The sequence below is a fragment of the Streptomyces sp. NPDC050121 genome (assembly GCF_044460385.1).
Lineage (GTDB): Bacteria > Actinomycetota > Actinomycetes > Streptomycetales > Streptomycetaceae > Streptomyces > Streptomyces soliscabiei.
The window spans coordinates 21723-46763 of sequence record NZ_JBITJV010000058.1; the positions used below are offsets into that span (position 1 = coordinate 21723).

General features: G+C 68.8%; 24 protein-coding genes and 2 tRNA genes. 5 read left to right on the top strand and 21 right to left on the bottom strand.

Features of this window, described 5'->3' with window-relative positions; genetic code table 11:
* Window positions 1-119 precede the first annotated feature (119 nt).
* Window positions 120-2744 carry a valine--tRNA ligase gene (locus ACIBTS_RS45120; protein ID WP_319671829.1) on the bottom strand — a complete coding sequence of 875 codons (2625 nt, stop codon included), beginning with the start codon at window positions 2742-2744 and terminating at the stop codon, window positions 120-122.
* Window positions 2745-2992: 248 nt separating this feature from the next.
* Here ACIBTS_RS45120 and ACIBTS_RS45125 point away from each other — a divergent pair, with 248 nt between their 5' ends.
* Both ACIBTS_RS45125 and ACIBTS_RS45130 read left to right on the top strand, forming a co-directional pair.
* Complete coding sequence (locus ACIBTS_RS45125) at window positions 2993-4603, top strand: IS200/IS605 family accessory protein TnpB-related protein (protein WP_399327207.1); 1611 nt, start codon at window positions 2993-2995, stop codon at window positions 4601-4603.
* A 150-nt stretch (window positions 4604-4753) separates the two neighbouring features.
* The gene (locus ACIBTS_RS45130) at window positions 4754-5734 is read left to right on the top strand and encodes a hypothetical protein (protein ID WP_399327175.1); all 981 of its coding nucleotides are present in this window, start codon (window positions 4754-4756) and stop codon (window positions 5732-5734) included.
* A 787-nt stretch (window positions 5735-6521) separates the two neighbouring features.
* Here ACIBTS_RS45130 and clpX read toward each other — a convergent pair.
* From clpX to ACIBTS_RS45155, 5 genes are all read right to left on the bottom strand, one after another.
* Window positions 6522-7811: an ATP-dependent Clp protease ATP-binding subunit ClpX gene (gene clpX, locus ACIBTS_RS45135; RefSeq protein WP_319336561.1), complete on the bottom strand. Its 1290-nt coding sequence runs from the start codon at window positions 7809-7811 to the stop codon at window positions 6522-6524.
* 182 nt (window positions 7812-7993) lie between these two features.
* Window positions 7994-8674: an ATP-dependent Clp protease proteolytic subunit gene (locus ACIBTS_RS45140; protein WP_079662265.1), complete on the bottom strand. Its 681-nt coding sequence runs from the start codon at window positions 8672-8674 to the stop codon at window positions 7994-7996.
* 448 nt (window positions 8675-9122) lie between these two features.
* Window positions 9123-9728 carry an ATP-dependent Clp protease proteolytic subunit gene (locus ACIBTS_RS45145; protein WP_079662264.1) on the bottom strand — a complete coding sequence of 202 codons (606 nt, stop codon included), beginning with the start codon at window positions 9726-9728 and terminating at the stop codon, window positions 9123-9125.
* 299 nt (window positions 9729-10027) lie between these two features.
* Window positions 10028-11419 (bottom strand): trigger factor, encoded by a 1392-nt coding sequence (gene tig / locus ACIBTS_RS45150; protein ID WP_399327178.1) that lies wholly within the window; start codon window positions 11417-11419, stop codon window positions 10028-10030.
* Window positions 11420-11601: 182 nt separating this feature from the next.
* A tRNA-Pro gene (locus tag ACIBTS_RS45155) sits at window positions 11602-11678 on the bottom strand.
* 166 nt (window positions 11679-11844) lie between these two features.
* Between ACIBTS_RS45155 and ACIBTS_RS45160 the strand changes: the two genes are divergently transcribed.
* Window positions 11845-11915, top strand: a tRNA-Gly gene (locus ACIBTS_RS45160).
* A gap of 69 nt (window positions 11916-11984) precedes the next feature.
* Here the strand turns inward: ACIBTS_RS45160 and ACIBTS_RS45165 are convergent.
* The 14 genes from ACIBTS_RS45165 to ACIBTS_RS45230 form a co-directional block, all read right to left on the bottom strand.
* The gene (locus ACIBTS_RS45165) at window positions 11985-13001 is read right to left on the bottom strand and encodes a tyrosine-type recombinase/integrase (RefSeq protein ID WP_399327180.1); all 1017 of its coding nucleotides are present in this window, start codon (window positions 12999-13001) and stop codon (window positions 11985-11987) included.
* Between the two features lie 158 nt (window positions 13002-13159).
* Window positions 13160-13372 carry a helix-turn-helix domain-containing protein gene (locus tag ACIBTS_RS45170; protein ID WP_399327182.1) on the bottom strand — a complete coding sequence of 71 codons (213 nt, stop codon included), beginning with the start codon at window positions 13370-13372 and terminating at the stop codon, window positions 13160-13162.
* On the bottom strand, window positions 13369-14760 hold the full coding sequence (repSA, locus tag ACIBTS_RS45175; protein WP_399327184.1) for a replication initiator protein RepSA: 1392 nt from the start codon (window positions 14758-14760) through the stop codon (window positions 13369-13371). Before repSA ends, ACIBTS_RS45170 begins: the two co-directional genes overlap by 4 nt.
* Window positions 14757-15080 (bottom strand): SpdD protein, encoded by a 324-nt coding sequence (locus ACIBTS_RS45180; RefSeq protein ID WP_399327186.1) that lies wholly within the window; start codon window positions 15078-15080, stop codon window positions 14757-14759. The genes repSA and ACIBTS_RS45180 overlap by 4 nt, the downstream gene beginning before the upstream one ends.
* 20 nt (window positions 15081-15100) lie before the next feature.
* On the bottom strand, window positions 15101-15256 hold the full coding sequence (locus ACIBTS_RS45185) for a hypothetical protein (protein ID WP_099935933.1): 156 nt from the start codon (window positions 15254-15256) through the stop codon (window positions 15101-15103).
* Window positions 15257-15272: 16 nt separating this feature from the next.
* A complete protein-coding gene (locus ACIBTS_RS45190; RefSeq protein ID WP_099935934.1) occupies window positions 15273-15455 on the bottom strand; it encodes a mobile element transfer protein in 183 nt (60 codons plus the stop codon).
* Window positions 15455-15637 carry a hypothetical protein gene (locus tag ACIBTS_RS45195; protein ID WP_399327188.1) on the bottom strand — a complete coding sequence of 61 codons (183 nt, stop codon included), beginning with the start codon at window positions 15635-15637 and terminating at the stop codon, window positions 15455-15457. Before ACIBTS_RS45195 ends, ACIBTS_RS45190 begins: the two co-directional genes overlap by 1 nt.
* 17 nt (window positions 15638-15654) lie before the next feature.
* Window positions 15655-16350: a DUF2637 domain-containing protein gene (locus ACIBTS_RS45200; protein WP_399327190.1), complete on the bottom strand. Its 696-nt coding sequence runs from the start codon at window positions 16348-16350 to the stop codon at window positions 15655-15657.
* Window positions 16351-16437: 87 nt separating this feature from the next.
* Window positions 16438-17811, bottom strand: coding sequence for an FtsK/SpoIIIE domain-containing protein (locus ACIBTS_RS45205; protein WP_399327191.1), 1374 nt, complete (start codon window positions 17809-17811; stop codon window positions 16438-16440).
* Between the two features lie 5 nt (window positions 17812-17816).
* A complete protein-coding gene (locus ACIBTS_RS45210) occupies window positions 17817-18164 on the bottom strand; it encodes a hypothetical protein (RefSeq protein ID WP_399327193.1) in 348 nt (115 codons plus the stop codon).
* 180 nt (window positions 18165-18344) lie between these two features.
* Complete coding sequence (locus ACIBTS_RS45215) at window positions 18345-19166, bottom strand: integrase (protein WP_399327195.1); 822 nt, start codon at window positions 19164-19166, stop codon at window positions 18345-18347.
* Window positions 19163-20014, bottom strand: coding sequence for a sigma factor-like helix-turn-helix DNA-binding protein (locus ACIBTS_RS45220; RefSeq protein ID WP_399327197.1), 852 nt, complete (start codon window positions 20012-20014; stop codon window positions 19163-19165). The genes ACIBTS_RS45215 and ACIBTS_RS45220 overlap by 4 nt, the downstream gene beginning before the upstream one ends.
* Before the next feature lie 172 nt (window positions 20015-20186).
* Window positions 20187-20591 (bottom strand): ATP-binding protein, encoded by a 405-nt coding sequence (locus tag ACIBTS_RS45225; protein WP_399327199.1) that lies wholly within the window; start codon window positions 20589-20591, stop codon window positions 20187-20189.
* Window positions 20592-20686: 95 nt separating this feature from the next.
* Window positions 20687-21538, bottom strand: a complete 852-nt coding sequence (locus ACIBTS_RS45230) for a helix-turn-helix domain-containing protein (RefSeq protein WP_399327201.1) — start codon at window positions 21536-21538, stop codon at window positions 20687-20689.
* Between the two features lie 459 nt (window positions 21539-21997).
* Here ACIBTS_RS45230 and ACIBTS_RS45235 point away from each other — a divergent pair, with 459 nt between their 5' ends.
* Window positions 21998-22837 carry a class I SAM-dependent methyltransferase gene (locus ACIBTS_RS45235; RefSeq protein ID WP_399327203.1) on the top strand — a complete coding sequence of 280 codons (840 nt, stop codon included), beginning with the start codon at window positions 21998-22000 and terminating at the stop codon, window positions 22835-22837.
* A gap of 348 nt (window positions 22838-23185) precedes the next feature.
* Here ACIBTS_RS45235 and ACIBTS_RS45240 read toward each other — a convergent pair whose 3' ends face one another.
* Window positions 23186-23380, bottom strand: a complete 195-nt coding sequence (locus tag ACIBTS_RS45240; protein ID WP_079662250.1) for a hypothetical protein — start codon at window positions 23378-23380, stop codon at window positions 23186-23188.
* 367 nt (window positions 23381-23747) lie between these two features.
* Between ACIBTS_RS45240 and ACIBTS_RS45245 the strand changes: the two genes are divergently transcribed.
* A complete protein-coding gene (locus tag ACIBTS_RS45245) occupies window positions 23748-24920 on the top strand; it encodes an acyltransferase family protein (protein ID WP_399327205.1) in 1173 nt (390 codons plus the stop codon).
* Window positions 24921-25041 lie beyond the last annotated feature (121 nt).

Here is a 25041-nt window from a genome sequence, read left to right on the forward strand (position 1 = left end):
CTACGGACGGCCACTGACAGACGCGGGCGAAGGCCCCCGGAACCGTGCTGCCGTACTGGCCGTAGGGGCCGTACTGGCAGCCGTACTGGTTCCGGGGGCCTTCGCCCACGTGCCGGCCGTCACGCCTCGGGCAGGCGCTCCAGCTGGGTCTGGATGCGGGCGATGTCCTCGTCCGCCTTGGCGAGGCGGGTGCGGATCTTGTCGACCACCTGGTCCGGGGCCTTCGCGAGGAACGCCTCGTTGCCCAGCTTGGCGTTCGCCTGGGCCTTCTCCTTCTCGGCGGCGGCCAGGTCCTTGGCGAGGCGCTTGCGCTCGGCGGCCACGTCGATCGTGCCGGACAGGTCCAGCGCGACCGTGGCGCCCGCGACCGGCAGGGTCGCCGTCGCCGAGAAGCTCTCGCCCTCCGGCTGGAGGCGCAGGAGTTGGCGGACGGCGGCCTCGTGCGCGGCGAACGGCGTGCCGTCCAGCGTGAGGCGGGCCGGGACCCGCTGACCCGGCTGCAGGCCCTGGTCGGCGCGGAAGCGGCGAACCTCGGTGATCACCGACTGGAGGCTCTCGATCTCCCGCTCGGCGACCGCGTCCCGGAAGCCACTGTCCTTCGGCCACTCGGCGATGACGACGGACTCGCCGCCGGTCAGCGTCGTCCAGAGCGTCTCCGTGACGAACGGGACGATCGGGTGCAGCAGCTTCAGGGTGACGTCGAGGACCTCGCCGAGGACGCGCTTGCTGACCTCGGCCGGCTCGCCGCCCGCCATGAACGTCGTCTTGGACAGCTCGACGTACCAGTCGAAGACCTCGTCCCACGCGAAGTGGAACAGCGCGTCGGAGACCTTCGCGAACTGGTAGTCCTCGTAGAGCGCGTCGACTTCGGCGACGACGGAGTTGAGGCGGGAGAGGATCCAGCGGTCGGTCGCCGACATCTTCGAGGCGTCCGGCAGCGGGCCGTCGACCGTGGCGCCGTTCATCAGCGCGAAGCGGGTGGCGTTCCAGATCTTGTTGGCGAAGTTGCGGGAGCCCTGGACCCAGTCCTCGCCGATCGGGACGTCGACGCCGGGGTTGGCGCCGCGGGCCAGGGTGAACCGGAGCGCGTCGGAGCCGTACTTGTCCATCCAGTCCAGCGGGTTGACCGCGTTGCCGAAGGACTTCGACATCTTCTTGCCGAACTGGTCGCGGACCATGCCGTGCAGGGCGATGGTGTGGAACGGCGGGGTGCCGTCCATCGCGTACAGGCCGAACATCATCATCCGGGCGACCCAGAAGAAGAGGATGTCGTAGCCGGTGACCAGGACGGAGTTCGGGTAGAACTTCGCCAGCGACTCGGTCTGTTCGGGCCAGCCGAGCGTGGAGAACGGCCACAGGCCGGAGGAGAACCAGGTGTCCAGGACGTCGGTGTCCTGACGCCAGCCCTCGCCGGTCGGGGCCTCGTCGTCGGGGCCGACGCAGACGACCTCGCCGTTCGGGCCGTACCAGACCGGGATGCGGTGGCCCCACCACAACTGCCGTGAGATGCACCAGTCGTGGAGGTTGTCGACCCAGTCGAAGTAGCGCTTCTCCATCTCCTGCGGGTGGATCTTGACCCGGCCGTCGCGGACGGCGTCGCCTGCGGCCTTCGCGAGCGGGCCGACCTTGACCCACCACTGCATGGACAGGCGCGGCTCGATGGTGGTCTTGCAGCGCGAGCAGTGGCCGACGGAGTGGACGTAGGGCCGCTTCTCGGCGACGATCCGGCCGTCGGCGCGCAGGGCGGCGACGATGGCGGAGCGGGCCTCCAGGCGGTCCAGGCCCTGGAAGGGGCCGTGGGCCGTGATGACGGCGTGCTCGTCCATGATCGTGAGGGACGGCAGGTTGTGGCGCTGGCCGATCTCGAAGTCGTTCGGGTCGTGCGCCGGGGTCACCTTGACGGCGCCCGTGCCGAACTCGGGGTCGACGTGCGTGTCGGCGACGACCGGGATGAAGCGGTCGGTCAGCGGGAGCCGGATCTCCTTGCCGACGAGGTGCTTGTAGCGCTCGTCGTCGGGGTGGACGGCGACTGCCGTGTCACCGAGCATCGTCTCCGCGCGTGTGGTGGCGACGACGATGGTGTCGTCGCCCTCGCCGTACTTCATGGAGACGAGCTCGCCGTCGTCGTCCTGGTACTCGACCTCGATGTCGGAGATCGCGGTCAGGCAGCGCGGACACCAGTTGATGATGCGCTCGGCGCGGTAGATGAGCTCGTCGTCGTAGAGGCGCTTGAAGATGGTCTGGACGGCCTGGGAGAGGCCCTCGTCCATGGTGAAGCGCTCGCGCGACCAGGCGACGCCGTCGCCGAGGCGGCGCATCTGGCCGCTGATCTGGCCGCCGGACTCGCCCTTCCACTGCCAGACGCGCTCGACGAACGCCTCACGGCCGAGGTCGTGCCGGGACTTGCCCTCCTTGCCCAGTTCACGCTCGACGACGTTCTGTGTGGCGATGCCCGCGTGGTCCATGCCGGGCTGCCACAGCGTCTCGTGGCCCTGCATGCGCTTGCGACGGGTGAGGGCGTCGATGAGCGTGTGTTCGAAGGCGTGGCCCAGGTGCAGGCTGCCCGTGACGTTCGGCGGCGGGATGACGATCGTGTAGGGAGGCTTGTCGCTCTTCGCGTCCGCCTCGAAGTAACCACGCTCCACCCAGCGCTCGTACAGCGGCCCCTCTACGTCGGCCGGCGCGTACTGGGTCGGCAGTTCGGTGGGGGGCGCTGGTGGCTGCTGCTGAGCGTTCTCGGTCACGGGGCCAGTTTAGGGGTTGGAAACTGCTGCCGGGGCCTGAGCAGGAGTGACTTCTGGTGCGCATGAGTGAGTGCCGGGCTGGATGCGGTTGTCCCGTTGTGCGTCGGAAGCGACTCCGCTGTCACGGGGTGCATGCTGACCCTTCTCCGAGGGTGGAACGTAAGTTCTTAGGTCGAATGGGTGACCTTTACGGAAGGTGCTCGTTGACTGACCTGACGGGGATCTTCAGCCAAGGGTGGGGTGAACGGATGGGCGGGCTGCGCGAGTTGGCGGCGTCGTTTGTGGTGCCCGGTCCTGCCGGGGTGGCCGTCCGGGACCGGTTGCGGGTGTCGGCGGCGGATGCGGGGGTGCTGGCCGAGGTCGGGGTGTTCCTGGGGTCGCTGGCGGCTGGTGATCTCGCGGAACGGTGCCGTCAGGGGCTGGGACATGATGCGGGCGAGTGGGCGGTGCGCAAGCGGGGGCTGACGGGGAAGTCGTCGGCGCGCTGGGCGGGCAGTATCACCAAGGCCACACATGACCAGTGGGCGCTGGCCAGGCGTGGGCAGGCGGCCCACCTGGCGTGGCTGCACAGGCAGATCGCATCGGTCGAGGCGCGGCTGGCCCGGCCGCTGGGTGCCAAGGCTGTCAAGTGGGAAGGGCTGGTGCGGGGCTATGCCTCGCGGGGTGAGTGGCACGCCAAGTCCCGCCGCCTGCAGACGTTGAAGGACCGACTCGCGGTGGTGGAGGCGGACTGGGCGGCGGGCCGGGTGCGGGTGGTGCGCGGCGGCAAACGCCTCGCCAACGCCCGCCATCATTTGCAGGCGGTCAGGCTGAGCGAGCAGGCGTGGCGGGAGCAGTGGCGGGCGGAACGGATGTTCCTGACCGCCGACGGGGAGTCCGGCAAACGCTTCGGCAACGAGACCATCCGCATCACCGACACCGGGCAAGTCTCCATCAAGCTCCCGGTGTCGCTGGCCCGCCTGGCCAACGCGCCGCACGGCCGGTACGTGCTAGATGCGACCGTGACGTTCCAATACCGGGGCGAGGAGTGGCGTGATCGGATCATCATGAACCGGGCGGTGGCCTACCGCATCCACCACGACGTTACGCGCGGCCGCTGGTATGTCACCGCGTCCTGGCAGCGCGCCGCCACCCCCGTCCTGCCGCTGGAGGCGGCCCTGGCCCGGGGGGTGGTGGGCGTGGACATGAACGACGACCACCTCGCCGCCTGGCACCTCGACGCGCACGGTAACCCGGTCGGCGACCCGCAGCGCTTCTTCTACGACCTGACCGGCAGCGCACAGCACCGGGACGCGCAAGTACGGCACGCTCTGACCCGGCTGCTGCACCACACCCGACGCTGTGGGGCTGCCGCGATCGCCGTCGAAGACCTCGACTTCACCGACGGCACCAGCCGCGAGAAGCACGGCCGCAACAAACGCTTCCGCCGCCTGCTCTCCCGGTTCCCCACCGCCAAAATCCGCGCCCGCCTGGTGTCGATGGCCGCCGAACAGAACCTGGCCATCGTCGCGGTCGACCCGGCCTACACCAGCCGCTGGGGTGCCCAGCACTGGCAGAAGCCCCTCATCACCCCCACCCGCCAGATTTCCCGGCACGATGCGGCGAGCATCGCGGTCGGGCGACGCGCCCTCGGACACCCGATCCGGCGACGGACGACACCGCCCCCGCAGCACCAGAGTGATGGTGCGGGGCATCGGACCGCCCAGGCCCGACCGGACACCCGACGGCGTGAGGAAACCCGCCCCCACCCACCCGGACCACGCATACGATGCGCGCCGCCGGACCGTGGAGCGAAAGCGGGCGACCAGCGTGCCCAACACCGTTCGGGGCACGCGGCTGAGCATGAATCCTGGCAATAGGACTCACTCCCGCTCAGTCTCTAGAAACGGTGTCACCGGGCCGTCCCGAAACGTGTTTGCCGTGTAACGGTCGGGCCCCCGCCGCCGTGCAGGTGTTGGCTTTGAGCCAGGATGTGAAAATCACATAAGCATCTGGAGGGGAACCCAGAGATGAGTCACAACCAGCCGGGCCCGTACGGCGGGCAGCCCCAGCAGCCCGGACCGTACGGCCAGCCCGGTCCGTACGGCCAGCCGCCGCAGGCGCCCCAGCCCGGCTACGGCTACCCCCAGCAGCCCCCCGCCCCGCAACCCGGCTACGGCTACCCGCAGCAGCCCCCGCAGGGCGTCCCCCCGCAGACCCCGCCCTACGGCCAGCAGCCGCCCTACGGCCAGCCCCCGACCCCTCCCTACGGACAGCAGCCGCCGTACGGCCAGCCTCCCTACGGCGTCCCGCAGCCCCCGGCGCCGAGCGGCGGCGGGGGCAAGAAGGCGGCCGTCATCGTCGGCGCGGTCGCGGTGGTGGCGGCGATCGGCGTGGGCGCGTACTTCGTCATCGGCGGAGGCGGCGGCGCGGGCGGCCTGAAGGACGACGGCGCACACAAACTGACGACGCCGACCTCTCTGCTGTCGAACAAGTACAAGCGGATGGGTGACTCCAAGGAGGAGAAGGCAAGCTCGAGCGATGTGGAAGACCTCGCCAAGGCAGGCGTCAGCAACGCCACCACAGTTGGCGCCATCTACTCCACCATTGACCTGACGTCCATCGACACCACGGACCCGAGCGAACTCGCGAAGACGGAAACCGCCGAGAACGTCACGTTCTTCGGTGTGTACGGCACAGTGAAGGATCCCGAGCAGGCTCTCGACATCACCATCGCCCAGATGAGGTCAGGGTCCGACGACGACGTCAAGTTGATCGGCAACGCCGAGACGGTGACTCCCGACAACCTGGACGGTGCCCTGATGAAGTGCCAGCAGGCCGAGAGTTCGAACCAGCTCACCAAGAAGACCCAGAAGACCTACATGTGCATCTGGGCGGACTACAGCACCATGGGCGTGGTCGAGCCAACTGCGGGCTCCAAGACGTATTCACTGGACAACTCGGCCCAAATCGCAGCCGACGTACGTAAGGAAGTCCGCGTCAAGTCCTGACGGCCCGAAAGCCAACAGGAAGGTCCGCCACAGGGCTGGGAACCTACGCCCGGCCAGAAGACCACTCAAGCTGCAAAGAGGTGACGCGCGGCACAGTCTACGCAGGTCACCTAAGCGCCTCGCCGGGTTAACTAACATGGCCACGTCAATGAACATGCGAATGGGGGCATTATGCGCAATCGCTTTTCCTTGCTCATCGCGGCATCCGTGGCGTCACTGGCGATACCCGTCGTGGCCACGCCCGCAGCGGCTGCCACCTACGAGAACTCTTGTTTCAGCGCTGGTGTCGCCCTAGCCGGGGCGAGTGGCGGAGGCAAGTGGAACTACGCGAGCCGGACAAAGTTGGACCCGATGACTCTGTTCGTCACAGACAGGCGGGCGGACGGACACAGTGTGGGGGTAAGGCTCGTCACACGGAGGAGCGACGGCACAAACGCCTACTGGGCGTGGCACCGTATCTACGCCGGCGCCGGAAACAGCGAAAGCTGGGGAACGAGCCTTACGGACTCTGCGGGTGTCCGGCAAGCCTGGACACAGGTGGCCGTGTTCGAGGGCGACGCCATACTCCAGCTTTGCGTGACACCCACGGGAACCAACCAGTACTGGTAGCTCGAAGCAGCCGAGAGAGGGCCCGCGCCACAACATCGCGGCGTGCAGCGTCACGCTCCACAGACAATTTACTGCCTCCTGCCCAGTGCTGATCTTCCGCGCGAGAGGCGTCGCCGCAACGCAATCAAGAAGAGGGCGCCCGGTATCACCGGGCGCCCTCTTCGATTCCTTGCGCTGCCTACGCCGTCTTCTGCTCGCCCGGGCCGCGGCCGCCGCGGGCGTCGCGGGGGATCAGCGTCGGGTTGACGTTGGACAGGACGACGTCCGCGGTGATGACGACGCGCGCCACGTCCTTGCGGGACGGGACCTCGTACATGACCGCCTGGAGGACCTCCTCCATGATGGCGCGCAGGCCACGGGCGCCGGTCTGGCGGAGGATGGCCTGGTCGGCGATGGCCTCCAGGGCCTCACGCTCGAAGTCCAGCTCCACGCCGTCGAGTTCGAAGAGCCGCTGGTACTGCTTCACCAGCGCGTTGCGCGGCTCGATCAGGATCTGCAGCAGCGCCTCGCGGTCCAGGTTGTGGACCGAGGTGATGACCGGCAGACGGCCGATGAACTCCGGGATCATGCCGAACTTGACCAGGTCCTCGGGCATGACGGCCTCGAACTGGTCCTTCGACTCCAGCTCGCGCTTGGAACGGATCGTCGCGCCGAAGCCGATGCCCTTGGCGCCGGCCCGGGTCTCGATGATCTTCTCCAGGCCCGCGAAGGCGCCGCCCACGATGAACAGCACGTTCGTCGTGTCGATCTGGATGAACTCCTGGTGCGGGTGCTTGCGGCCGCCCTGCGGCGGAACCGAGGCCGTGGTGCCTTCCAGGATCTTCAGGAGGGCCTGCTGAACGCCCTCACCCGACACGTCGCGCGTGATGGAGGGGTTTTCACTCTTCCTCGCGACCTTGTCGATCTCGTCGATGTAGATGATCCCGGTCTCGGCCTTCTTGACGTCGTAGTCCGCGGCCTGGATCAGCTTCAGCAGGATGTTCTCGACGTCCTCGCCGACGTACCCCGCCTCGGTCAGCGCCGTGGCGTCGGCGATGGCGAACGGAACGTTCAGCATGCGCGCCAGGGTCTGGGCGAGGAGCGTCTTGCCCGAGCCCGTGGGGCCGAGCAGGAGGATGTTGGACTTCGCCAACTCGATGGCGTCGTCGCGGCCCTGGGCGCCGCCGTTCTCACCGGCCTGGACGCGCTTGTAGTGGTTGTACACCGCGACCGACAGGGCCTTCTTGGCGGGCTCCTGGCCCACCACGTAGCCCTCGAGGAACTCGTAGATCTCGCGCGGCTTCGGGAGTTCCTCCCAGCGGACCTCGCTCGTCTCCGCGAGCTCTTCCTCGATGATCTCGTTGCAGAGATCGATGCACTCGTCGCAGATGTACACACCGGGCCCTGCGATGAGCTTCTTGACCTGCTTCTGGCTCTTGCCGCAGAACGAGCACTTGAGCAGATCGCCGCCGTCACCGATGCGTGCCACGGTGTGCTTCCCCTTCGCCTGGGAGACGCCTGGACGCTTTCGAATCCAGCGGCTCCTGGTGCTGCCTTATTCCGACGGTACCTTGCCTGGGCCCCCGTTCGGGTCCCCCTTGGCACGGTTCACTGCGACGTGGAGCGTGTCACACCGTGCCGAGGAGGGCTCGAACGGGACGAACCCCTGCGTCAACGCAGAGAGCCGTTGTTCATCTTCCGGGTGGAGATGATCTGGTCGATCAGGCCGTACGACAGCGCGTCCTCGGCCGTGAGGATCTTGTCGCGCTCGATGTCCTCGCGGATCTTCTCGATCGGCGTGGTGGAGTGCTTGGCCAGCATCTCCTCCAGCTGCGCGCGCATCCGGAGGATTTCGTTGGCGGCGATCTCCAGGTCGGAGACCTGACCGCGGCCGGTCTCGCTGTACGGCTGGTGGATCAGCACGCGCGCGTTCGGCAGCGCCATGCGCTTGCCCGGCGTACCGGCGGCCAGCAGGATCGCGGCGGCGGACGCCGCCTGGCCCATGCAGACCGTCTGGATGTCGGGCTTCACGAACTGCATCGTGTCGTAGATCGCGGTCAGCGCCGTGAAGGAGCCGCCGGGGCTGTTGATGTAGACCGAGATGTCCCGGTCGGGGTCCATCGACTCCAGGCACAGCAGCTGCGCCATGACGTCGTTGGCGGAGGCGTCGTCGATCTGCACGCCCAGGAAGATCACGCGCTCCTCGAAGAGCTTCGCGTACGGGTCGTACTCGCGCACGCCCTGGGAGGTGCGCTCGACGAAGCGCGGGATGACGTAGCGGGACTCGGCGCGGGGGCCGGTGTATTCGGCCTCGGTGCGGGCGTAGAGGCCGCTGCCGGGGAAGTCGTTCACGGTGTCTCCTGGAGAGAGGGCTTGAGGCGGTGGGCTGGATGGGCTGGACGGGGCGCTGACGGCTTCCGAGGCCCCGGACGGCCCCGGGGTGGCTCCAGGGGGTCCGAGGCTCCTGAGGGGCTCCAGGAGGGCCCGAGAGGCTTCCTGGAGCTCCGGGAGGCCCCAGCCTCTCGGAGGCTCCTGAAACCCCTGGAGCTTCTGGAGCTTGTGGAGTCCTGAGGACTCCGGACTCCTGGGCTTCTGGAGCCCGGAGCCTTCTGGATTCCTGGGCTCCTGGGCTCCTGGGCTCCTGGGCTCCTGAGGCTCCTGGAACTCTTGGGCCTTCGGAGTCCTGGACTCCTGAGGCTTTCGGACCGCTGGGCTTCTGGGGCTTTCGGATTTTGGCTTCGGAAGGGGCTCAAGGGGCTCCGGGGAGCGCCCTGGGCGGCCCTGCTGCCGTCAGCGGCCCTCAGGCCGCCCCGGTACCGCCGCCGCCCGGCATGCCGGCCGCGGTGGGCATGATGTCGTCGATCAGGCCGTACTCCTTGGCCTCGATCGGGTCGAACCAGCGGTCGCGGTCCGAGTCGATGGTGACCTGCTCCACGGTCTGGCCGGTGTGGAAGGCGGTCAGCTCCGCCATCCGCTTCTTGGTGTGCAGCAGCCGCTCGGCGTGGATCTTGATGTCCGACGCGGAGCCGGCGAGGCCGGCCGAGGGCTGGTGAATCAGGATCTCGGCGTTCGGCAGCGCGAAGCGCTTGCCGGGGGTGCCCGCGCTGAGCAGGAACTGGCCCATGGAGGCCGCCATGCCCATGGCGATGGTCACCACGTCGTTCTTGATGTACTGCATGGTGTCGTAGATCGCCATGCCGGCCGTGATCGATCCGCCGGGGCTGTTGATGTAGAGGTAGATGTCCTTGTCCGGATCGGAGGCAAGGAGCAGCAGCTGTGCGGTGATCTTGTTGGCGATGTCGTCGTCGACCGCCTGGCCGAGGAAGATGATCCGCTCGCCGAGCAGCCGGTTGTAGACCTGGTCGCCGAGGCCACCACCGATAGGGTCGCCGGCGGCTGTGGGCATCAGATTCGTCACGTATCCACCTGCTCGTCTTACGACGGCGCCGGGCCGTCTCACGTGTACTGCCGGGGGCAACGGGGACTCCCCTGCCCTCGTATTCATGGACCCTAACGCGCGGGTCCCTTCGGGGAATCCCGGAGAGAGGAGTGTTCGCCGGGGGCGTAGTCGCCGGGGACTCAGCGTGATCCCCGCGCCCCGGGGGTGGGCCGTCCCGGCGTATGACAGAAGGGCCCCGGGGCGAATCCCGCCCCAGGGCCCCTCGTGTCTACGTCGGAACCGCCTCAGAAGTGACGCGAGGCCGCTCAGGCCTCGGGCTTCTCCTCGGGCTCGCCGGCGCCCTCGGCGGCCTCGACCGTCTCGGTGGCGGCCTCGACCTCTTCCTCGTCGTCCAGGTCGATGACCTCGCCGTTGGTGTCCTTCACCGTGGCAGACTCGACGACCGTGGCCAGAGCCTTGCCGCGGGCGACCTCGCCGACCAGGAGCGGAACCTGGCCGCCCTCGACGACCGCCTGGGCGAACTGGTCCGGCGACATGCCGGAGGAGGCGGCACGGCGCATGAGGTGCTCGGTGAGCTCCTCCTGGTTGACGTTCAGCTTCTCGCGCTTGACGAGCTCGTCGAGCACGAACTGGGTCTTGATGCCCTTGACCGCGGCCTCACGGGTCTCGGTCTCGAACTCCTCGGCGGTCTTGCCCTGGATCTCCAGGTACTTGTCGAGGTCGAGGCCCATCTGGCCGAGCTGGTGGTGCTCCAGGTTGTGCTTGCGGGTGTTGATCTCGTCCTCGAGCAGCTTCTCGGGGACGGGCACCTCGACGAGCTCCAGCAGCTTCTCCAGGACGCGCTCCTGGGCCTGCGTGGCCTGGTCGTACTGCTTCATGTTCTCGAGGCGCTTGCGGCTGTCCGCCTTCAGCTCGTCGAGGGTGTCGAACTCGGAGGCGAGCTGCGCGAACTCGTCGTCCAGCTCGGGAAGCTCACGGGCGGCGACCTGGGTGACCTTGACGGTGACCTCGGCCTCCTTGCCGGCCGCCGAGCCGCCCTTGAGCTCGGAGGTGAAGGTGGCCTCGCCACCGGCCTCCAGGCCCTTCACGGCGTCGTCGATGCCTTCCAGCAGCTCGCCGGAGCCGATGGTATAGGAGACGCCGCTGGCGACGCCGTCCTCCAGGACCTCGCCGTCGACCTTGGCCTCCAGGTCGACGGTCACGACGTCGCCGTCCTCGGCGGCGCGCTCGACCGGGGAGGTCGAGGCGAAGCGCTCGCGCAGCTGCTCGACGGACTTGTCGATGTCCTCGTCCGTCACCTCGACGGCGTCGACCTCGACCTCGATGGAGGAGAAGTCCTCGGGGAGCTCCAGGGCGGGACGGACGTCGACCTCGGCGGTGAAGTTCAGCGTCTCGCCGTCCTTCAGCTCCGTGATGTCGACCTCGGGCTGGCCGAGGACGTCGATCTCGGCCTCGTTGACCGCCTCGGTGTAGAACTTCGGCAGCGCGTCGTTGACGGCCTCCTCCAGCACGGCACCGCGGCCGAACCGCTGGTCGATGACCCGGGCGGGGATCTTGCCCTTACGGAAGCCCTTCACCGTGACCTGCTGGTTGATCTTCTTGTACGCCGCGTCGAGGCTGTCCTTGAGCTCCTCGAAGGGCACCTCGATGCTGAGCCGAACCCGAGTCGGGTTCAGGGTCTCCACGGCGCTCTTCACGGTTCGGTCTCCTTGGGGGCTGACTTCTTGGGTTCTGCCGGAGCCAGACCGGCCCGGCGGATTTCGCCGCCCGGAGACTTCAGTGGATGAGGACATACGGGCGTGCAGCTTGCATAGTAACGGCAGCGAGGACACGCCCCAAAGGCGATCAAGCGAGGTGACCGCGCAGCTGTGTCGGTCGGTGGTCGGGGTGGCGGGATTTGAACCCACGGCCTTCCGCTCCCAAAGCGGACGCGCTACCAAGCTGCGCCACACCCCGTCTGGTGCGACACGTAGGGTACATGCCCGCAGGCCGTCTGACCGCCGCTTTTGCCGAGCATCGGGGCGGGCCGCGGCCGGGCCGGGAAACGGGGTGTGCGACACAGGGCGCCGACCCGCTACGATGCCTGCAGTGCCGCGGTCGGCTGACCTGCGGCGCGTCCTGTGCGGGCGTAGCTCAATGGTAGAGCCCTAGTCTTCCAAACTAGCTACGCGGGTTCGATTCCCGTCGCCCGCTCTGTACGGCGAAGGCCCAGCTAGGCAGTAAATTTACTGCCCCTGGGCCTTCGATCGTTTCCCGAGCTGTTCAGGCCTGTGTGTCCCCCGCGTGCCCCTTGGGCTTTGGATCTTGCTTTTTCTTTGGCTTCGGCTTCGGCTTCTTCTTCCGACCCTTCGCGACGAGACCGCTCACCGCGTCAGCGATAAGCCGGTCTCGCTCGGCACTGGCGTGCTGGTAGATCAGCGCGGCGCGGGCGGTGCTGTGGCCCATCCGGGACATCAACTCACGTGTGCTGGCACCGGTCGACGCGGCGAGCGTGTTGCCCGTGTGGCGTAGATCATGGAAGTGCAGGCCCTTGATCCCGGCATCGCTGCACGCCTTGTGCCACAGCCGGTTGAAGTGGTTCCGGCGTGGCGTCGCCTTCTTCGCACCGATGAACACGCGGCCGTCCGCACCCGATTCGGCGTACACCTTCAGGTGATTGCGAATGTCCGGGAGGACCGCGGCCGGGATCGAGACCGTGCGCTTGCCCGCCGCGCTCTTGGGGGCTTTGATCTGCCGCTGTCCGTTGCCGAGTTCGGCGACGGCGCGGCGGACGCGCACGGCACCGTTGTCGAGGTCGATGTCCCGACGGTGCAGGCCGATCAATTCGCCCCAGCGCAGGCCGAGGAAGCCCGCCATGAGCACAAGCGCCCGGTAGCGAGGCTGGATCGCATCGGCCAGGTCGTAGACCTCCTGCACGGTGGCGGTCGGCCTCTCAGGGGTGTGCACGGTGCTCGCACCCTTGATCGTGCACGGGTTGCGCTTGATCATCAGGTCCGCAACGGCCGTGCCTAGAATCGCGCGCAGCAGCGCGTACGCCTTGGCAACGGTCGTGGCTCCGGTGCCGGCCGCAAGCTTGTCCGCACGCCAGCGGCGTACGAGCGGAGGCGAGATCTCGGCGACGCTGACGGCACCGAAGGCGGGTTCGAGGTGATTCCGTAGGAGTGAGCGGTAAAGCTGCCGGGTGGTGGTGGCCAGCTCACGTTCCTGGATCCAGTCGGCGGCATACGGGCCGAACGACACCTTTCCGGCGTCCGGATCGTGCCAGTCGCCGCGCCGCATCTCGGTCTGCTTGTCGGCAAGCCAGTCGTCCGCGTCCTTCTTCGTGCGGAACGTCTCGGGGGCGGGACGGAGCTGCCCGTCAGGACCCATGTAGCGAGCCTGGTAGCGGCCGGACGGAAGCTTGCGGACCCGGCCGAACTGTCGACGCTTGCCAGCCATCAGGCAGCCACCCCCTGAAATACACGACCGCTTCGACGAGGCTGCACCGTGTTGGCCTTGATGAACTCCCGTACAGCGCTCTCCGGGATACGCACGTGTCGACCGACCTTCACGTAGGCGATGCGCCGCTCCTCGATCAGCCTCCGGGGAAAGCGCACGGTCGTGCCGAGGACTTCGGCGACCTGGTCGACGTTGAGGTAACGCTCATTCATCGTCGTGTTTCTCCTTCCTGGCGCACATCTGCGAGCGCTTCGCGTGCCGTTTCTCGGTTGAGTTCGATGTCACGGCGGATGCTGGCCGCGAGCCAGGATTCGCCGGGGGTGTGGCCGTGACCGGCGTAGGACCAGTGGGCGAGGGTCAGCGTGGTTGCCTCCGGGGCGTCGGGGTCGGGCAGGCCGAGGGCTTCGCGTTGCTGGGCTGCGCGGTAGTCGGCGCGGGTTTGGCGGAGGGCGCCGAGGGTGGTCGAGTAGCTCCGGGACTTGGTGGAGAAGTGGCCCCGGAAGCCGAGCATGTGAGCCCAGTCCCGCAGCTTGCGGTTCGCGTAGAGCGGATGGAGGTCGAGGCAGGCCTCGATGAGCCGACGGGGGTGGTTCGGCACGTCGAGGAGGACCAGGGCCTCTTTGTTGCCGATGCGGCGGTCAACGGTGCCGGTGGTCTCGGCTGCTTTGGTGGCGTACTTGGCGACGTAGGACGCGACGGCCTGTTCGGTGATCTCCTCGCCGTGGCCGAACGCGCCGATGGGTTGTACGTCGAGCTGGGTGCCCCAGCGCAGGGTTCGGGCAGGCTGGTCACCAGCCGGGGCGACGTCGACCGCGACGCGGGCAGCGGCGGCATGGATCGCGCCGGTGAGGAGGTCGAGGGTGGCCCAGGCCGGGGGCGGGGAGTCCGGTCCGTCGGGTCCGTCGAAGCGGATCACCGCATGGAAGTGCACGGCACCGCGCTTCTGGTACTCGGCGACCTTGCCGAACGACACGCGGGAGGCCTCGCGGGCGGCTTTCTGGGTGAGGCCGGCCCGGCGGGCGATCTCGCGGCGGAGGTAGATCGTGAAGTAGCGCCACAGCTCGGAGGCGTGGTTGTTCCAGAGCACCGCGCCCGCGTAGTCGTACGCGTCCGGGTCGAGGGGGGTGCCGAGTGCGGGAGCGTCCTCGGGGTGGCGGGTGCCGCAGCGGCAGGGCCGGTTTCCGGGGCGGTTGTGGACCGGGCCGAAGGACGGGGCGGTGAGGGTGGCGAAGACCCGGGGATGGTCGCGGATCGTGTGCGGGGTGCCCTTGGCCGGGTCGCCGACGAGGCCGGCCCGGATGAGGTGGTACGTGTCCCCCGCGTAGGTCCAGGCGCAGGAAGGGCAGCGGGATGCGCGGCGGTTGCCGCAGGCGATCCGGAGTCGGCCGCCGGGTTCGCTGTCGGTGCTGTACGTGTGGAGGACCTGTCCCGTGGCCTTGTCGCGGGTCACGGTGGTGCCTTGCAGGTGGATCGGGTCGGTGCAGCCGCCAGTTCGGCGGATCTGGTCTTGGACGCGGTCGAAGCCGGGGGCCCCGGCCAGCCTCAGCACGTCGGCGAGGGTGGCCGGGTCCAGGCCCGCCATGGTGGCGGAGTCGGTCACGCCTTGTTCCCCTTCAGCAGGATGGAGCGGATGACGACCGCGCACACAGCCACCGAGGCGGCCGTGACGGCGACGGCGAGAAGCATGGAGACCAGGACCGCGCCGACCACCAGGACGGCGGCGCTGCCACCGGCGACGAGGGCGAGGGCACTTCCGGGGGTGAGCTGAACCGTCGGCCGGTTGGAGACCGGGGCGGACGGAGCCGGGACGGGAGCGGGGGCGTAGGCCGCCGGGCTGTACGCGGTCGGGCTGTAGACGGTCGGAGCCGGGATGGTGTGGACCGGGGCGGTGTCCTGCGGCGGGTACTTCGGGGTGAACACGTGAGTGATCCCTTCGGGCGTCAGTTGAGGAGGGCGGCGACGGCGGGGGCGAGGACGCTGTCGGCGACGAGGTAGCCGCCGAGGAGGAGCAGGGCGACGAGCCACCACGGCGGGCGGGCGAGCTGGATGCCGAGGACGGCGACGACGAGCACGGCGAACCAGAGCGGGACGGTCATGGCGGCGGTCTCCTTCTCAGGCCTTGCAGCGGTGGGTACGGGCGGCGAGTTCGGCGGCGGCGCGGCTGTCGTACTCGGTGGAGAAGTCGCAGCGGGGTGCGGTGCAGGCGGCGAGGTGGCGGTTGCGGCCGCGGGCGAGGTAAGAGGCGACCTGTACGGGGCCGATGCGGCGGACGTTGCGGAAGCGGGGGCCGGTCATCAGTGGGCGTCCTCTCCGGTGAGGTCGCGGGCGTGGTCGGTGAGCCATTGGCGGATCTCGGGGTGTTCGTCGTCGGTGGCCTGGTTGATCGCGGCCTCTGTGACGGCGACGGCGTCGCCGAGGCGGTTACGGCGGGCCAGGTCAGCGGCGTACTCCAGCGCGGAGCGGATGGCGGGGCGCATGGCGTGGCGTTCCTTCCTCAGAGGTGGGCGGCGACGGACGGGGTCATGGACGGGGGCAGGCCGAGCCGGGCGCGGACGGTGTCGGGGTCGGCGGGGTGGCCGGTGGTGGCGTGGTGTTCCTGGGCCAGGGCCCGGACGCGGTCGACGAGGGCGGGCGGCAGGGAGACGGCGGGGGCGAGGGGCGCCGGGGCGGGAGCGCTGATCGGTTGGGCAGCGGGTTCCGGAGCCAGTTCCGGTTCGGTGGAGGGTGCCGGGAGCGCGTCACGCTGGAGTTCCTCAACCGTGGCCGGGCCCGGGGACACCTCCGTTTCCACCGGTGGCACCGGGTTCATCGGGGCCCGGGGTGTGTGGGCGAGGAGGGTTCCGCCGAAGAAGGCGACGGCGGGCCAGCCGGCCACCACGACGCGGAGCGAGGCGGGCACGTGGTCCAGGTCGAGGAGTCCGGCGGTGGCGATGTTCGCGCCGAGGGATGCGGCCAGGGCGACCAGGAACCACAGCCGCGGTCCCCCGGCCGGGCGTCCGGCGCGCTGCTGTTCGCGCATCCTGCGCCAGGCGGCGACCAGCAGCAGGTCGACGCTGACGGGGTAGGCCCACGCCTTCCAGCCGCCCTGTCCCGCCGCGTCGGCCAGGTCGTGAAGGTGCGAGAAGGACAGGGCACCGGCGATGACAGCCTGGACGATCACGGCGTCCACACGGGCCAATTGGGCGCGCATCGGCTCGACTTCCTTCCGGTTCGAGGCATGGGAGGGGTAGGGACTTGGCGCGAGGCGGTCACGCCGACCGTGGAGAAGGGGGTGCGGCTACTCGGTCACCGGACGACCGATGGGCACGGCCGGGGCAGCGGAGGGAGAAGCCGACCCGGCAGACTCGACGGCGACGGCGGGCCGGAAGGAGTCGAGGCGGGGCAGTTCCGGCACGAGGGCGGACGTTGCCCGGCAGACGTCCGCCGCTTCTTCGAGGGTGAGGTGAGGCGAGCGGGCTCGGGACCAGCCGCCGGAGGAGTCGCCGACGATGGCGACGCCGGGACGGTCGGCCGGGATGGCGGTGGCGGCGAGCGCCGCTTCCGGGGAGATGTCGGCCAGCGCCATGTTCGCCGAGGACTCGTCGTTGACCCGGTGGCAGATGCGGCCGGTGAGCTGTGCGCGCAGCATGGTCGCGCCCTTACCGAGTTCGGAGCCGAAGCGCTGCCCGCACACTTCGAGATAGATGCCGGCCGCGCGGCCGAGCTGGGCGATGCGGATCAGTTTGGTGACCATGGCGTCGCGCCGCTTCTCGTCGTCCCGGCTCGCGGCGAGGAAGAGTTCGGCGACCTCGTCGACGACGACCACGACCGGCACCGGCCGTACCGCGTCCGGCAGTCCCCACACGTCCGAGGTGAGCACGGCGTCAGGGCCCGCAGTGGACGAGAGCCCGATGAGGCGGAACCGTGCCTCCATCTCTTCCAGCAGGACGTCGAGGAGTTCGTTCGCCCGGTCCGGGGTGTCGGCAAGCGCCGACAACCGGGGCGCGAACGGAGCGAGTTCCACGCCCCACTTGCAGTCGATCCCAGCAAGCACGACGCGTTGCCGGGCCAGACCGCACACCAAGTTCCGCAGGTACACGGACTTCCCGGACTGCGTTGCGCCGAGGATGAGTTCATGCGGCACGGCACGGAAGTCCCGCACGTGCCAGCGCCCGTCATCCCGAAGCGCCATCGGAAGGGTGAGCGGGCCGCGCTGCTTCCACCGCCGTGCGGGCTGCACGTCGGAGAGCACGTCCCAGCCGATCAGCCGCAGTTCGAGCCACCCCGGCTTGGTCGGGCGGATGTGCACGGCGTGCGCGGCCCAGGCGTGGCGCAGCCGGTCGGCCGAGGCGATGAAGTCCTCGGGGGCCTGTCCGGTCGCCATACGCAGCCGCATCACGAGCCCGGACCCGGTCGGCCACGGCAGCGACCGCCGAGGCGGGACGGGGGCGGCTTCCCGCCCAATCATCCGGGCCGTGGCCCGACGGACGGCCGAGGCCGGGACCGTCAGGCCGCAGGCGTCCATCGTGGTCCGGTAGGTGGTGAGCACGCGCAGCGCGACGAACGGGTAGCCGACGAGCCACCAGAACGCGACCGGCATACGAGGGCGCAGGACGAGCAGTGCGGCGAGCGCCAGCAGGCACAGCGTCAGGGCCCAGGCGGTGTTGGTCATGGCGATCAGCCCTGCACCGAGGCGGGGGCGTTGACCATGACGGCGTCCGCCCGGTAGGCGATGCCGTGACGCATCCGCCCGCCGAACTCGCTCTCCCACGGCCGGGCGACGAGGCCGGGAAGGATGACCGGAGCTCCCATCACCAGGCCCTCGCCAACGCCCTTCTCCGGGACGGTGACCTTGATCATGTCCGAACCGCCCGCCGCGATGAACACCAGCTCCAGCACCATGAGCCGGTCGTTGGTGACCGGGTCGACGGCGATCTCACCGGTCTGACGGTCCCTCACCTTGACCTCGGGCAGCTTGGTGACCAGCAGCGTCGCGGCCGAGGCGTCTACGGGGATGACACGCATTTCTTGAACCTCACTTGGTCGGCGACGCCTTGCCAGCGCCGCATCGAACTGAATACCCCCCTAGACAGCACAGGGAGTGACCCGCCCTAACTGTCTAGGGGGGTTGACGACGACAATAGCCCGACGGATCGTCAACTGTCTAGGGGGGTATACGTGTGAGTCTCGATGCGCGGGATCGCGCTACGGCAGCGTCCAGTGCAGGGCGGTTGCGTCGTCCTGCGATTTGCCCCGTGGCCAGCGCCGGCCCTCACGGTCGCCGGCCTCGACCTCACGTACGCGGCGGAGCAGCTCACCGGGCCCGGACGAGGCGAGTACAGCCAACGTCTCTTGCCACGTGGCGAGTTGGAAGCGGTCGACGAGTCGCGTAGCGCCGTCGCTCAGCAGCGTCACGGACGTGAGCGCCTCCAGCGGCACCGCACCCGTAAGGGCGTGTTCGGCCGCGCGCGGTTCGGGCCCTGCGATCCAGAAGCCGCCGGGCTGGTTGCGGAACCCCGTCAGGGCGTTCCGGTACTCGGCCAAGGCCGCGGCGTGTTCCGGTGAGCCGGTGGGAAGTGCGTCGACCGGCCCGCGCAGCCGCTTGCCGACGTCGTCCAGGCGGCGGTCGGTGACGACGGCCGGAGCGCCGTCCTGGTGGGCCAGGAGGAGGGAGGAGTCCCCGAGTGCGAGGTACTCCAGAACTCCCGCGTCTGCCCGGACGGCGACGACCGTACTCGTCGGACTGGCCCGATAGGCCAGGTCGCAACTGTCCTCGTGCAGGGAGCGGACGGCGCGGATCGCATCGGCGAGGCATTCGGCGAGCGGCCGGGCGGGGTGCGCTGTGATGGTGCTCAGCAGCAGCCCGCCCAGCGTCGCGGAGAACCAGGCGACGCCATGCGTGCACCCGGTCTCCGCGCCGGCCACTCCGGCACCGTCGAGGAGGACGGCCGCTCCGGGAGCGGCGGCGGCGAAGTCCTCGTTCTCCCGGCCCGGTTCGGCGGGCAGTGAGGCGAGGGTGACCCTCACGCCGACGGGTCCTCGTCGTGCCGGTAGAGGGGGGTGAGGAGTTCGACGGACTGCGGTTCGCTGGTCTCCGGGTCGTACTCGACGCCTACCAGCGTGGAGAAGCGATGGTCGCCCACCTGGCCCCACAGCGCGTTCAGGTCGGAGGCGAGCAACTGCACGACGCCGAGGGAGCCCTGCGTGTGGATACCAGCGATGGCGAGCAGCGAGCCGTTGCCGTCGGGGCGCGGCAGCCGGCCTACATAGCCCACGTCGTACGGGCGGGCGGGATCGCTGTCCTGTCCCGACCGGTAGGCGGTGCCGGTCCGCCGGTCGACGACCGTCCAGGGCCCGCCTTCCGCGCGCTCCCAGCGCAGTACGGGATCCTGCGCGTAGGTGTCCCACATCTGCTGGGACATGCGCGGGCCGCAGACGACGACCAGGCCGTCACGGTTGAGGTCGATGTCGCCGCTCACCGGCACATGCTCCGAGGTGACGTCGAGACCGTAGGACCGCGCGAGGTCTTCCAGACGCTTGCCGGAACTGACGTCGTCCACGGCGACGACCGTACGGCCGCGCTCGTCGTCCCGCCGCAACGGAGTCGCGACAGTGACCGCACCCCGCCCGAGGAAGGCCCCTTCCGGCGCCGGTCCGGTATGGCGGATCTGATGGATCCGCCCGCGGCTCAGGCCGGCCTTCTCGGCGATCTGCGCGTAGGACAGCCCTTGGGCGTGAAGGTCCTGGACCACGCGCCGACGGAGCCGGGCCAGCTCGGTGACCTCGTGCTGCGCGTCGGCCAACCGGGTCGTGACCTCCCGCAGGAGCAGGTACGGATCATCGATCGCGGTGATCCGCTGCAACTCGTCCGACATGACCACACCTCCTAGAAGTACCCAGGAGTCTAGGGCCCTAGACGGTATGGGCGGGAGACGCCGCCCGGAACGAACGCCGATCACGTAGAACCTGGCTCTCCGTCGAGGTACACCCCGGGGGCTCACCCTCCACTGTCCACGAGGCGACCACGCGCCACCAGCGAGGGGGACGTCATCGCACGCTCACCCGCGCCAGGTCGGCCCAGACGCAACGGCTCCCGGCGGGCCGGTCCTTCACGCCCCAGTCCTTGGCGCAGGCCGCGATCAGCATCAGCCCGCGGCCGCCCTCCTCCACGTGACTGCGCACACTGCGGAGCTGGGGCTCGCCGTCGCCGCCCTGGTCGATCACCTCGATACGCACCAGGTCGTCGCCGAAACCGACGACCACGAGGAACCACCCGCCGTACCAGCCGCTCCGCGAGTGACGTACGGCATTGGCCGCCAGCTCGCCGACGACCAGGACGGCGTCGTCGACGAAGTCCGACCCCTCGTCTTCCAGCAGGCTGCGGACGAAGTGACGGGCCTCGGCCACCTGCCAGGCCAGGCCAGGAAACATGCGGCACCAACTTTTGAGCATGGGAACACTCCTCCTCGTCTAGGGGGCTAGACGACACAGCGGCAGAGTATTCCCATGCGCGACTAATGAGCCAGGCATCTAGAGGAATTATTCCTCTAACGAGTGGTGGAGTCCTCCAACTCCCGGAACTCCAGCATCACCCGCACCAGGAGCTCCCGCGCCTCGACCCCGAAGACCGCAGCCTCCTCGAACCGGGCGAAGGTCTCCTCGTACGCCGCGACCTCTGTGGAATCGTCCAAGACCCGCTCACCCCGGAACGACTCGACGACGACCGCCCCCCGGTCACACAAGGTGAACCCATGGCGCGGCATGACCGGCACCCGCCGCCGCCACGGAATGACGCCGATGCGCGCAGTGCTGAGACTGTCGACGGCCAGCAGCCGGTCGAACTGGGCAAGCATCAGCGCAGGGTTCCCCGGCCAGGTCCTCAACACAGCTTCCGTCAGCACGAACACCGACTCCCGCCCCGGCTCGTACAAGACGCTCTGCCGCTCGACGCGGGCAGCAACTGCACGGCCGACGTCCTCAGGGGTCGTATTCGGCGCGCTTTCGAAGACGTGCCGGGCGTACTCCGCGCTCTGGAGCATGGCCGGCAGGACGACGCACTGAAACGAACGCACCAACCGAGCCGACCCCACCGCTTCATTGAGAGCCGCCCCGACGGGAGCCTCATCCTCGGATGCTTCGACAGCGTCCGGCGCAGCTTCCACGGCGACCAGAAGGTCACGCACCTCGCGGGTGGTGGACTCGTCGAGGTCGAGGGCGAGCGACAAGCGGCCCAGGACATCGAGGCTCGGAACCATACGTCCGTTCTCGACCTTGGACACGGTCGGTTGCCCCACACCGGCCCGCTGCGCCAGCACGGCACCCGTCAGTCCGGCTTCTCCACGAAGTCCCCGAAGACGTGCCCCGAGCGCCTTCATGCGCTCCTGCCGCTCACTCCCCATGCCCAGGGTTCTACACCATGGGACAGCAGGCGCCGGATGTGTGACCGGGAATGATCGCCAGTTGCAGCCACCCCAGGGAGATCACCTGTTACAGGTTTCCCTACCTCATCAAGCACCCGTCGTCGCTTCGCTCCTCCGGGCGGGAGCGGGCGGCCGGCGGCGCCCGCGCTCATGTCTCCGCCCCGCTCGGCACCGCCGACCGCCCGCTCCCGCCCAAGAGGCAGGCACACAGAGCATGAGGTCAGAACACGTCGTGGCTGGGGCGGTCGGCTCCGCGACTTTAGCCAGCCACTTTGGCGCGAGCCTCGAAGATCATGGCCCCAACGTCGTGCTTTAACGGGCAGGTCCACAGACTGCCCGACGCGCCGGAAGCTTACGGGGCCATGATCACTCGCGCCAAAGCAGCTCCCGGCCAAAGTCGCTACGCCGACCTGCGGGTCATGGCCTAGCGTGCTCCGCATGCCCGACAACACCACGCGCGCGAAGCGCGACGACAGGCCCGAGGAGTCCCGACGGGCGCACCTGAGCCGGACATTCGACGAAGACGCGGAGCTGTACGACCGGGCCAGGCCGGGATACCCGTCGGAGCTGTACGACGACCTCGCGGAACTCGCGGGCGCCGGCCCCGACAGCCGTGTTCTGGAGGTGGGCTGCGGGACCGGCCAAGTGACGGTGCCTCTGGCCGGGCGGGGCTGTCGGATCACGGCCGTCGAGGCGGGATCGAGTATGGCTGCGGTCGCCCGCCGCAATCTGGCCGAGGCCACGGCGGTGGAGGTGGTGACGGCGGAGTTCGAGAGCTGGCCACTGCCGGAGGAACCGTTTGACGCGGTCGTCTCGGCGACAGCGTTCCACTGGATCGACCCGGCGGTGCGGATGACCAAAGCCGCCGATGCGCTGCGTCTGGGCGGGGCGCTCGCCGTAGTGCGCACCCAACACGTGATGGGTGGCACCGAGGAGTTCTTCCTCGAGGTGCAGCGCTGCTACGAGCGCTTCGACCCGGAGACGCCGCCCGGGCTGCGGCTTCCCGCGGCCGCGGACATCGACGGCTCGGACCATGCCGAAGAGGTGGCGCGAAGCGGCCGATTCGGCCCTACAGTCTTCCGCCGCTACGAGCAGGAACTCACCTACACCGCGTCAGAGTACTTGGAGCTATTGCGGACCTATTCCGGCACCCGAGCTCTTCCGGACGCCGCCAGGAACGGGCTGCTGGGGTCCATCGCGGGCTTGATCGATGGGCGGTACTGCGGCCGGGTGACAAAGCGTTATCTCATCGAGTTGGGAGTGTCACCCAGGCGGTGACGCCATCCGGCGCCACCGATGGCGGCTGACAGATCGCCTGGGCTCATTGAGCCCCGACGGACACCCAGCGCCTGTTAGGGCGTGAGTAGGCCGCGTGTGCCCGCTGCGTGCCCGATCGAACGGCGAGCGGCGGGGACTCACGGGGAACATCGGCGAGCACGCTGGGAACACCGAGGTCAGCGCCTTCCCAGCTCAGGCCCGGTCCGCATACGCGATCTTCCAAACTAGCTACGCGGGTTCGATTCCCGTCGCCCGCTCTGTACGGCCCGGGCCGGGTCGGAGATGCACTTCTCCGACCCGGCCCTCGTCGTGTTCGGGCGCGTGTCCGGAACACGGCGAGGGCCGGCCTCAGAAGCTGATCGAGTTGATCGACTCCGCGAGGGAGTTGAGGAAGCGGTTGATCGACGGGGCCATGCCTGTCGAGGCGAGGAAGAAGCCGAAGAGGATCGCGACTATCGCCGGACCCGCCTTGATCGACCCTCCCCGGATCAGTACCACCAGGATGATCGCCAACAGCAGCACCACTGACAGTGAAATGGCCACAACTGATCACACACCCTCGATCGGTCCGCACTCCCGAGACCATCGTGCCACCAACCCGGCCTCCCTATGCGGCCCGTGACACATCATCGTGTGGACCTTCCGAGCACGAGTGCCCCGTACGGCAATTCGAGAGCCCATCCGCATTGAAAATCGGGGCAGTTGGTTTCCCTGTCCACACAACATGTGCGCAGGTAATTCGAATGATGGCCGCATGTACGTCAACTACCGGCACACAACCGGCGTTATGCACCTTTTAGTCGGGATGAATCATGACATCAAGGGCAGCCGTGAGGCACTCGGAGAGCAATAACGAGGAATGACCTGGGGTGTTTTACGAATACGCGTACGCGACGCTAGGGTGCCTCGAATGTTCTCCGCCGCTCCGTCTCTCGTTCCGAGCCAGAACGATCAACACGATCAACACGATCAACGCGACGAACACGATCTGCACGATCCGTCCGGGGACAGATCCACCGGGCAGCCGTCCCCGCGGTCGGTCACCAAGCGTGACGCGTTCTTCGACAACGCCAAGTACCTGGCGATCGTGCTGGTGGCGATGGGGCACACCTGGGAGCCTCTCAAGGGCGACAGCCGGGTGCTCACGGCGGCGTACGTGCTGGTGTACACGTTCCACATGCCGGCCTTCATCCTCATCTCCGGCTTCTTCTCCCGCGGTTTCGACGCGAGCCCCGGCAAGCTGAAGCGGCTGGTGACGGGCGTCGTCGTGCCGTACGTCGTCTTCGAGACCGCCTACCCGCTCCTGAAGACGTACGTCGACGGCTCCCCCCAGGACATCAGTCTGCTCGACCCCTACTACCTGACCTGGTTCCTGTGCGCGCTGTTCGTCTGGCGGCTGACCACGCCCATCTGGAAGCTGGTCCGGTATCCGGTGCCGCTCGCGCTGGGCATCGCCATGCTGGCGTCCGCCACCCCGAACATCGGTGACGACCTGGACCTCCAGCGCGTTCTTCAGTTCCTGCCGTTCTTCGTGCTGGGGCTGAACCTGAAACCGGAGCACTTCCGGCTGGTGCGCCGGCGCTCGGTCCGGATCGCGGCGGTGCCGGTGTTCGTCTTCGCGTCGGCCTTCTGCTGGTGGGCGGTGCCGCGGATGAACAGCGGGTGGCTCTACCACCGCAACTCCGCGCAGGAGCTGGGCGTGCCGTGGTGGGTCGGTCCCGTCATGCAACTGGCCCTGTTCGGCTGCTCCCTGCTGCTGACCGCCTGCTTCCTCGCCTGGGTGCCGGGGCGCACGATGTGGTTCACGGCGCTCGGCGCGGGCACGCTCTACGGCTATCTGGTGCACGGCCTGCTGCTCAAGACCGCCGACTACCGCGGCTGGTTCGACCACCCGGCCCTGCACCGCCCGCTCGGGGAGATCGCCGTCACCGTCCTCGTGGCCGTCATCGTCACCCTGTTGTGCACCAGGCCCGTGCGGCGGGTGCTGGGGTTCGTGGTGGAACCGAAGATGGAGTGGGCCTTCAAGCGGGACGCCGCCACACTCGCCCGCGAGCGCCGCGAACGCGAGAAGGCCGGAGTCTAGGGCGTGTTTCGAAAGTCCCGTCTGGCCCGCGACGCCTGGCACGGCGCCTCGCCGCGTCGTCGGGATCGTCCGCGTACGCCCAGTACGCGGGCGGCCCCCCCCCGTGCGGTTCACCCCCCCA

Coding starts and splice junctions, on each gene's coding strand:
- ACIBTS_RS45205 (WP_399327191.1), bottom strand. CDS start 17,811: ATGACCAACACCGCCTGGGCCCTGACGCTGTGCCTGCTGGCGCTCGCC.
- ACIBTS_RS45185 (WP_099935933.1), bottom strand. CDS start 15,256: ATGACCGTCCCGCTCTGGTTCGCCGTGCTCGTCGTCGCCGTCCTCGGC.
- ACIBTS_RS45190 (WP_099935934.1), bottom strand. CDS start 15,455: ATGACCGGCCCCCGCTTCCGCAACGTCCGCCGCATCGGCCCCGTACAG.
- ACIBTS_RS45225 (WP_399327199.1), bottom strand. CDS start 20,591: ATGCTCAAAAGTTGGTGCCGCATGTTTCCTGGCCTGGCCTGGCAGGTG.
- ACIBTS_RS45230 (WP_399327201.1), bottom strand. CDS start 21,538: ATGGGGAGTGAGCGGCAGGAGCGCATGAAGGCGCTCGGGGCACGTCTT.
- ACIBTS_RS45165 (WP_399327180.1), bottom strand. CDS start 13,001: ATGCGGCGCGGCGACTGGCACGATCCGGACGCCGGAAAGGTGTCGTTC.
- ACIBTS_RS45125 (WP_399327207.1), top strand. CDS start 2,993: ATGGGCGGGCTGCGCGAGTTGGCGGCGTCGTTTGTGGTGCCCGGTCCT.
- ACIBTS_RS45245 (WP_399327205.1), top strand. CDS start 23,748: ATGTTCTCCGCCGCTCCGTCTCTCGTTCCGAGCCAGAACGATCAACAC.
- ACIBTS_RS45200 (WP_399327190.1), bottom strand. CDS start 16,350: ATGCGCGCCCAATTGGCCCGTGTGGACGCCGTGATCGTCCAGGCTGTC.
- ACIBTS_RS45235 (WP_399327203.1), top strand. CDS start 21,998: ATGCCCGACAACACCACGCGCGCGAAGCGCGACGACAGGCCCGAGGAG.
- ACIBTS_RS45145 (WP_079662264.1), bottom strand. CDS start 9,728: ATGCCCACAGCCGCCGGCGACCCTATCGGTGGTGGCCTCGGCGACCAG.
- ACIBTS_RS45170 (WP_399327182.1), bottom strand. CDS start 13,372: ATGAATGAGCGTTACCTCAACGTCGACCAGGTCGCCGAAGTCCTCGGC.
- ACIBTS_RS45220 (WP_399327197.1), bottom strand. CDS start 20,014: ATGTCGGACGAGTTGCAGCGGATCACCGCGATCGATGATCCGTACCTG.
- ACIBTS_RS45130 (WP_399327175.1), top strand. CDS start 4,754: ATGAGTCACAACCAGCCGGGCCCGTACGGCGGGCAGCCCCAGCAGCCC.
- ACIBTS_RS45210 (WP_399327193.1), bottom strand. CDS start 18,164: ATGCGTGTCATCCCCGTAGACGCCTCGGCCGCGACGCTGCTGGTCACC.
- ACIBTS_RS45195 (WP_399327188.1), bottom strand. CDS start 15,637: ATGCGCCCCGCCATCCGCTCCGCGCTGGAGTACGCCGCTGACCTGGCC.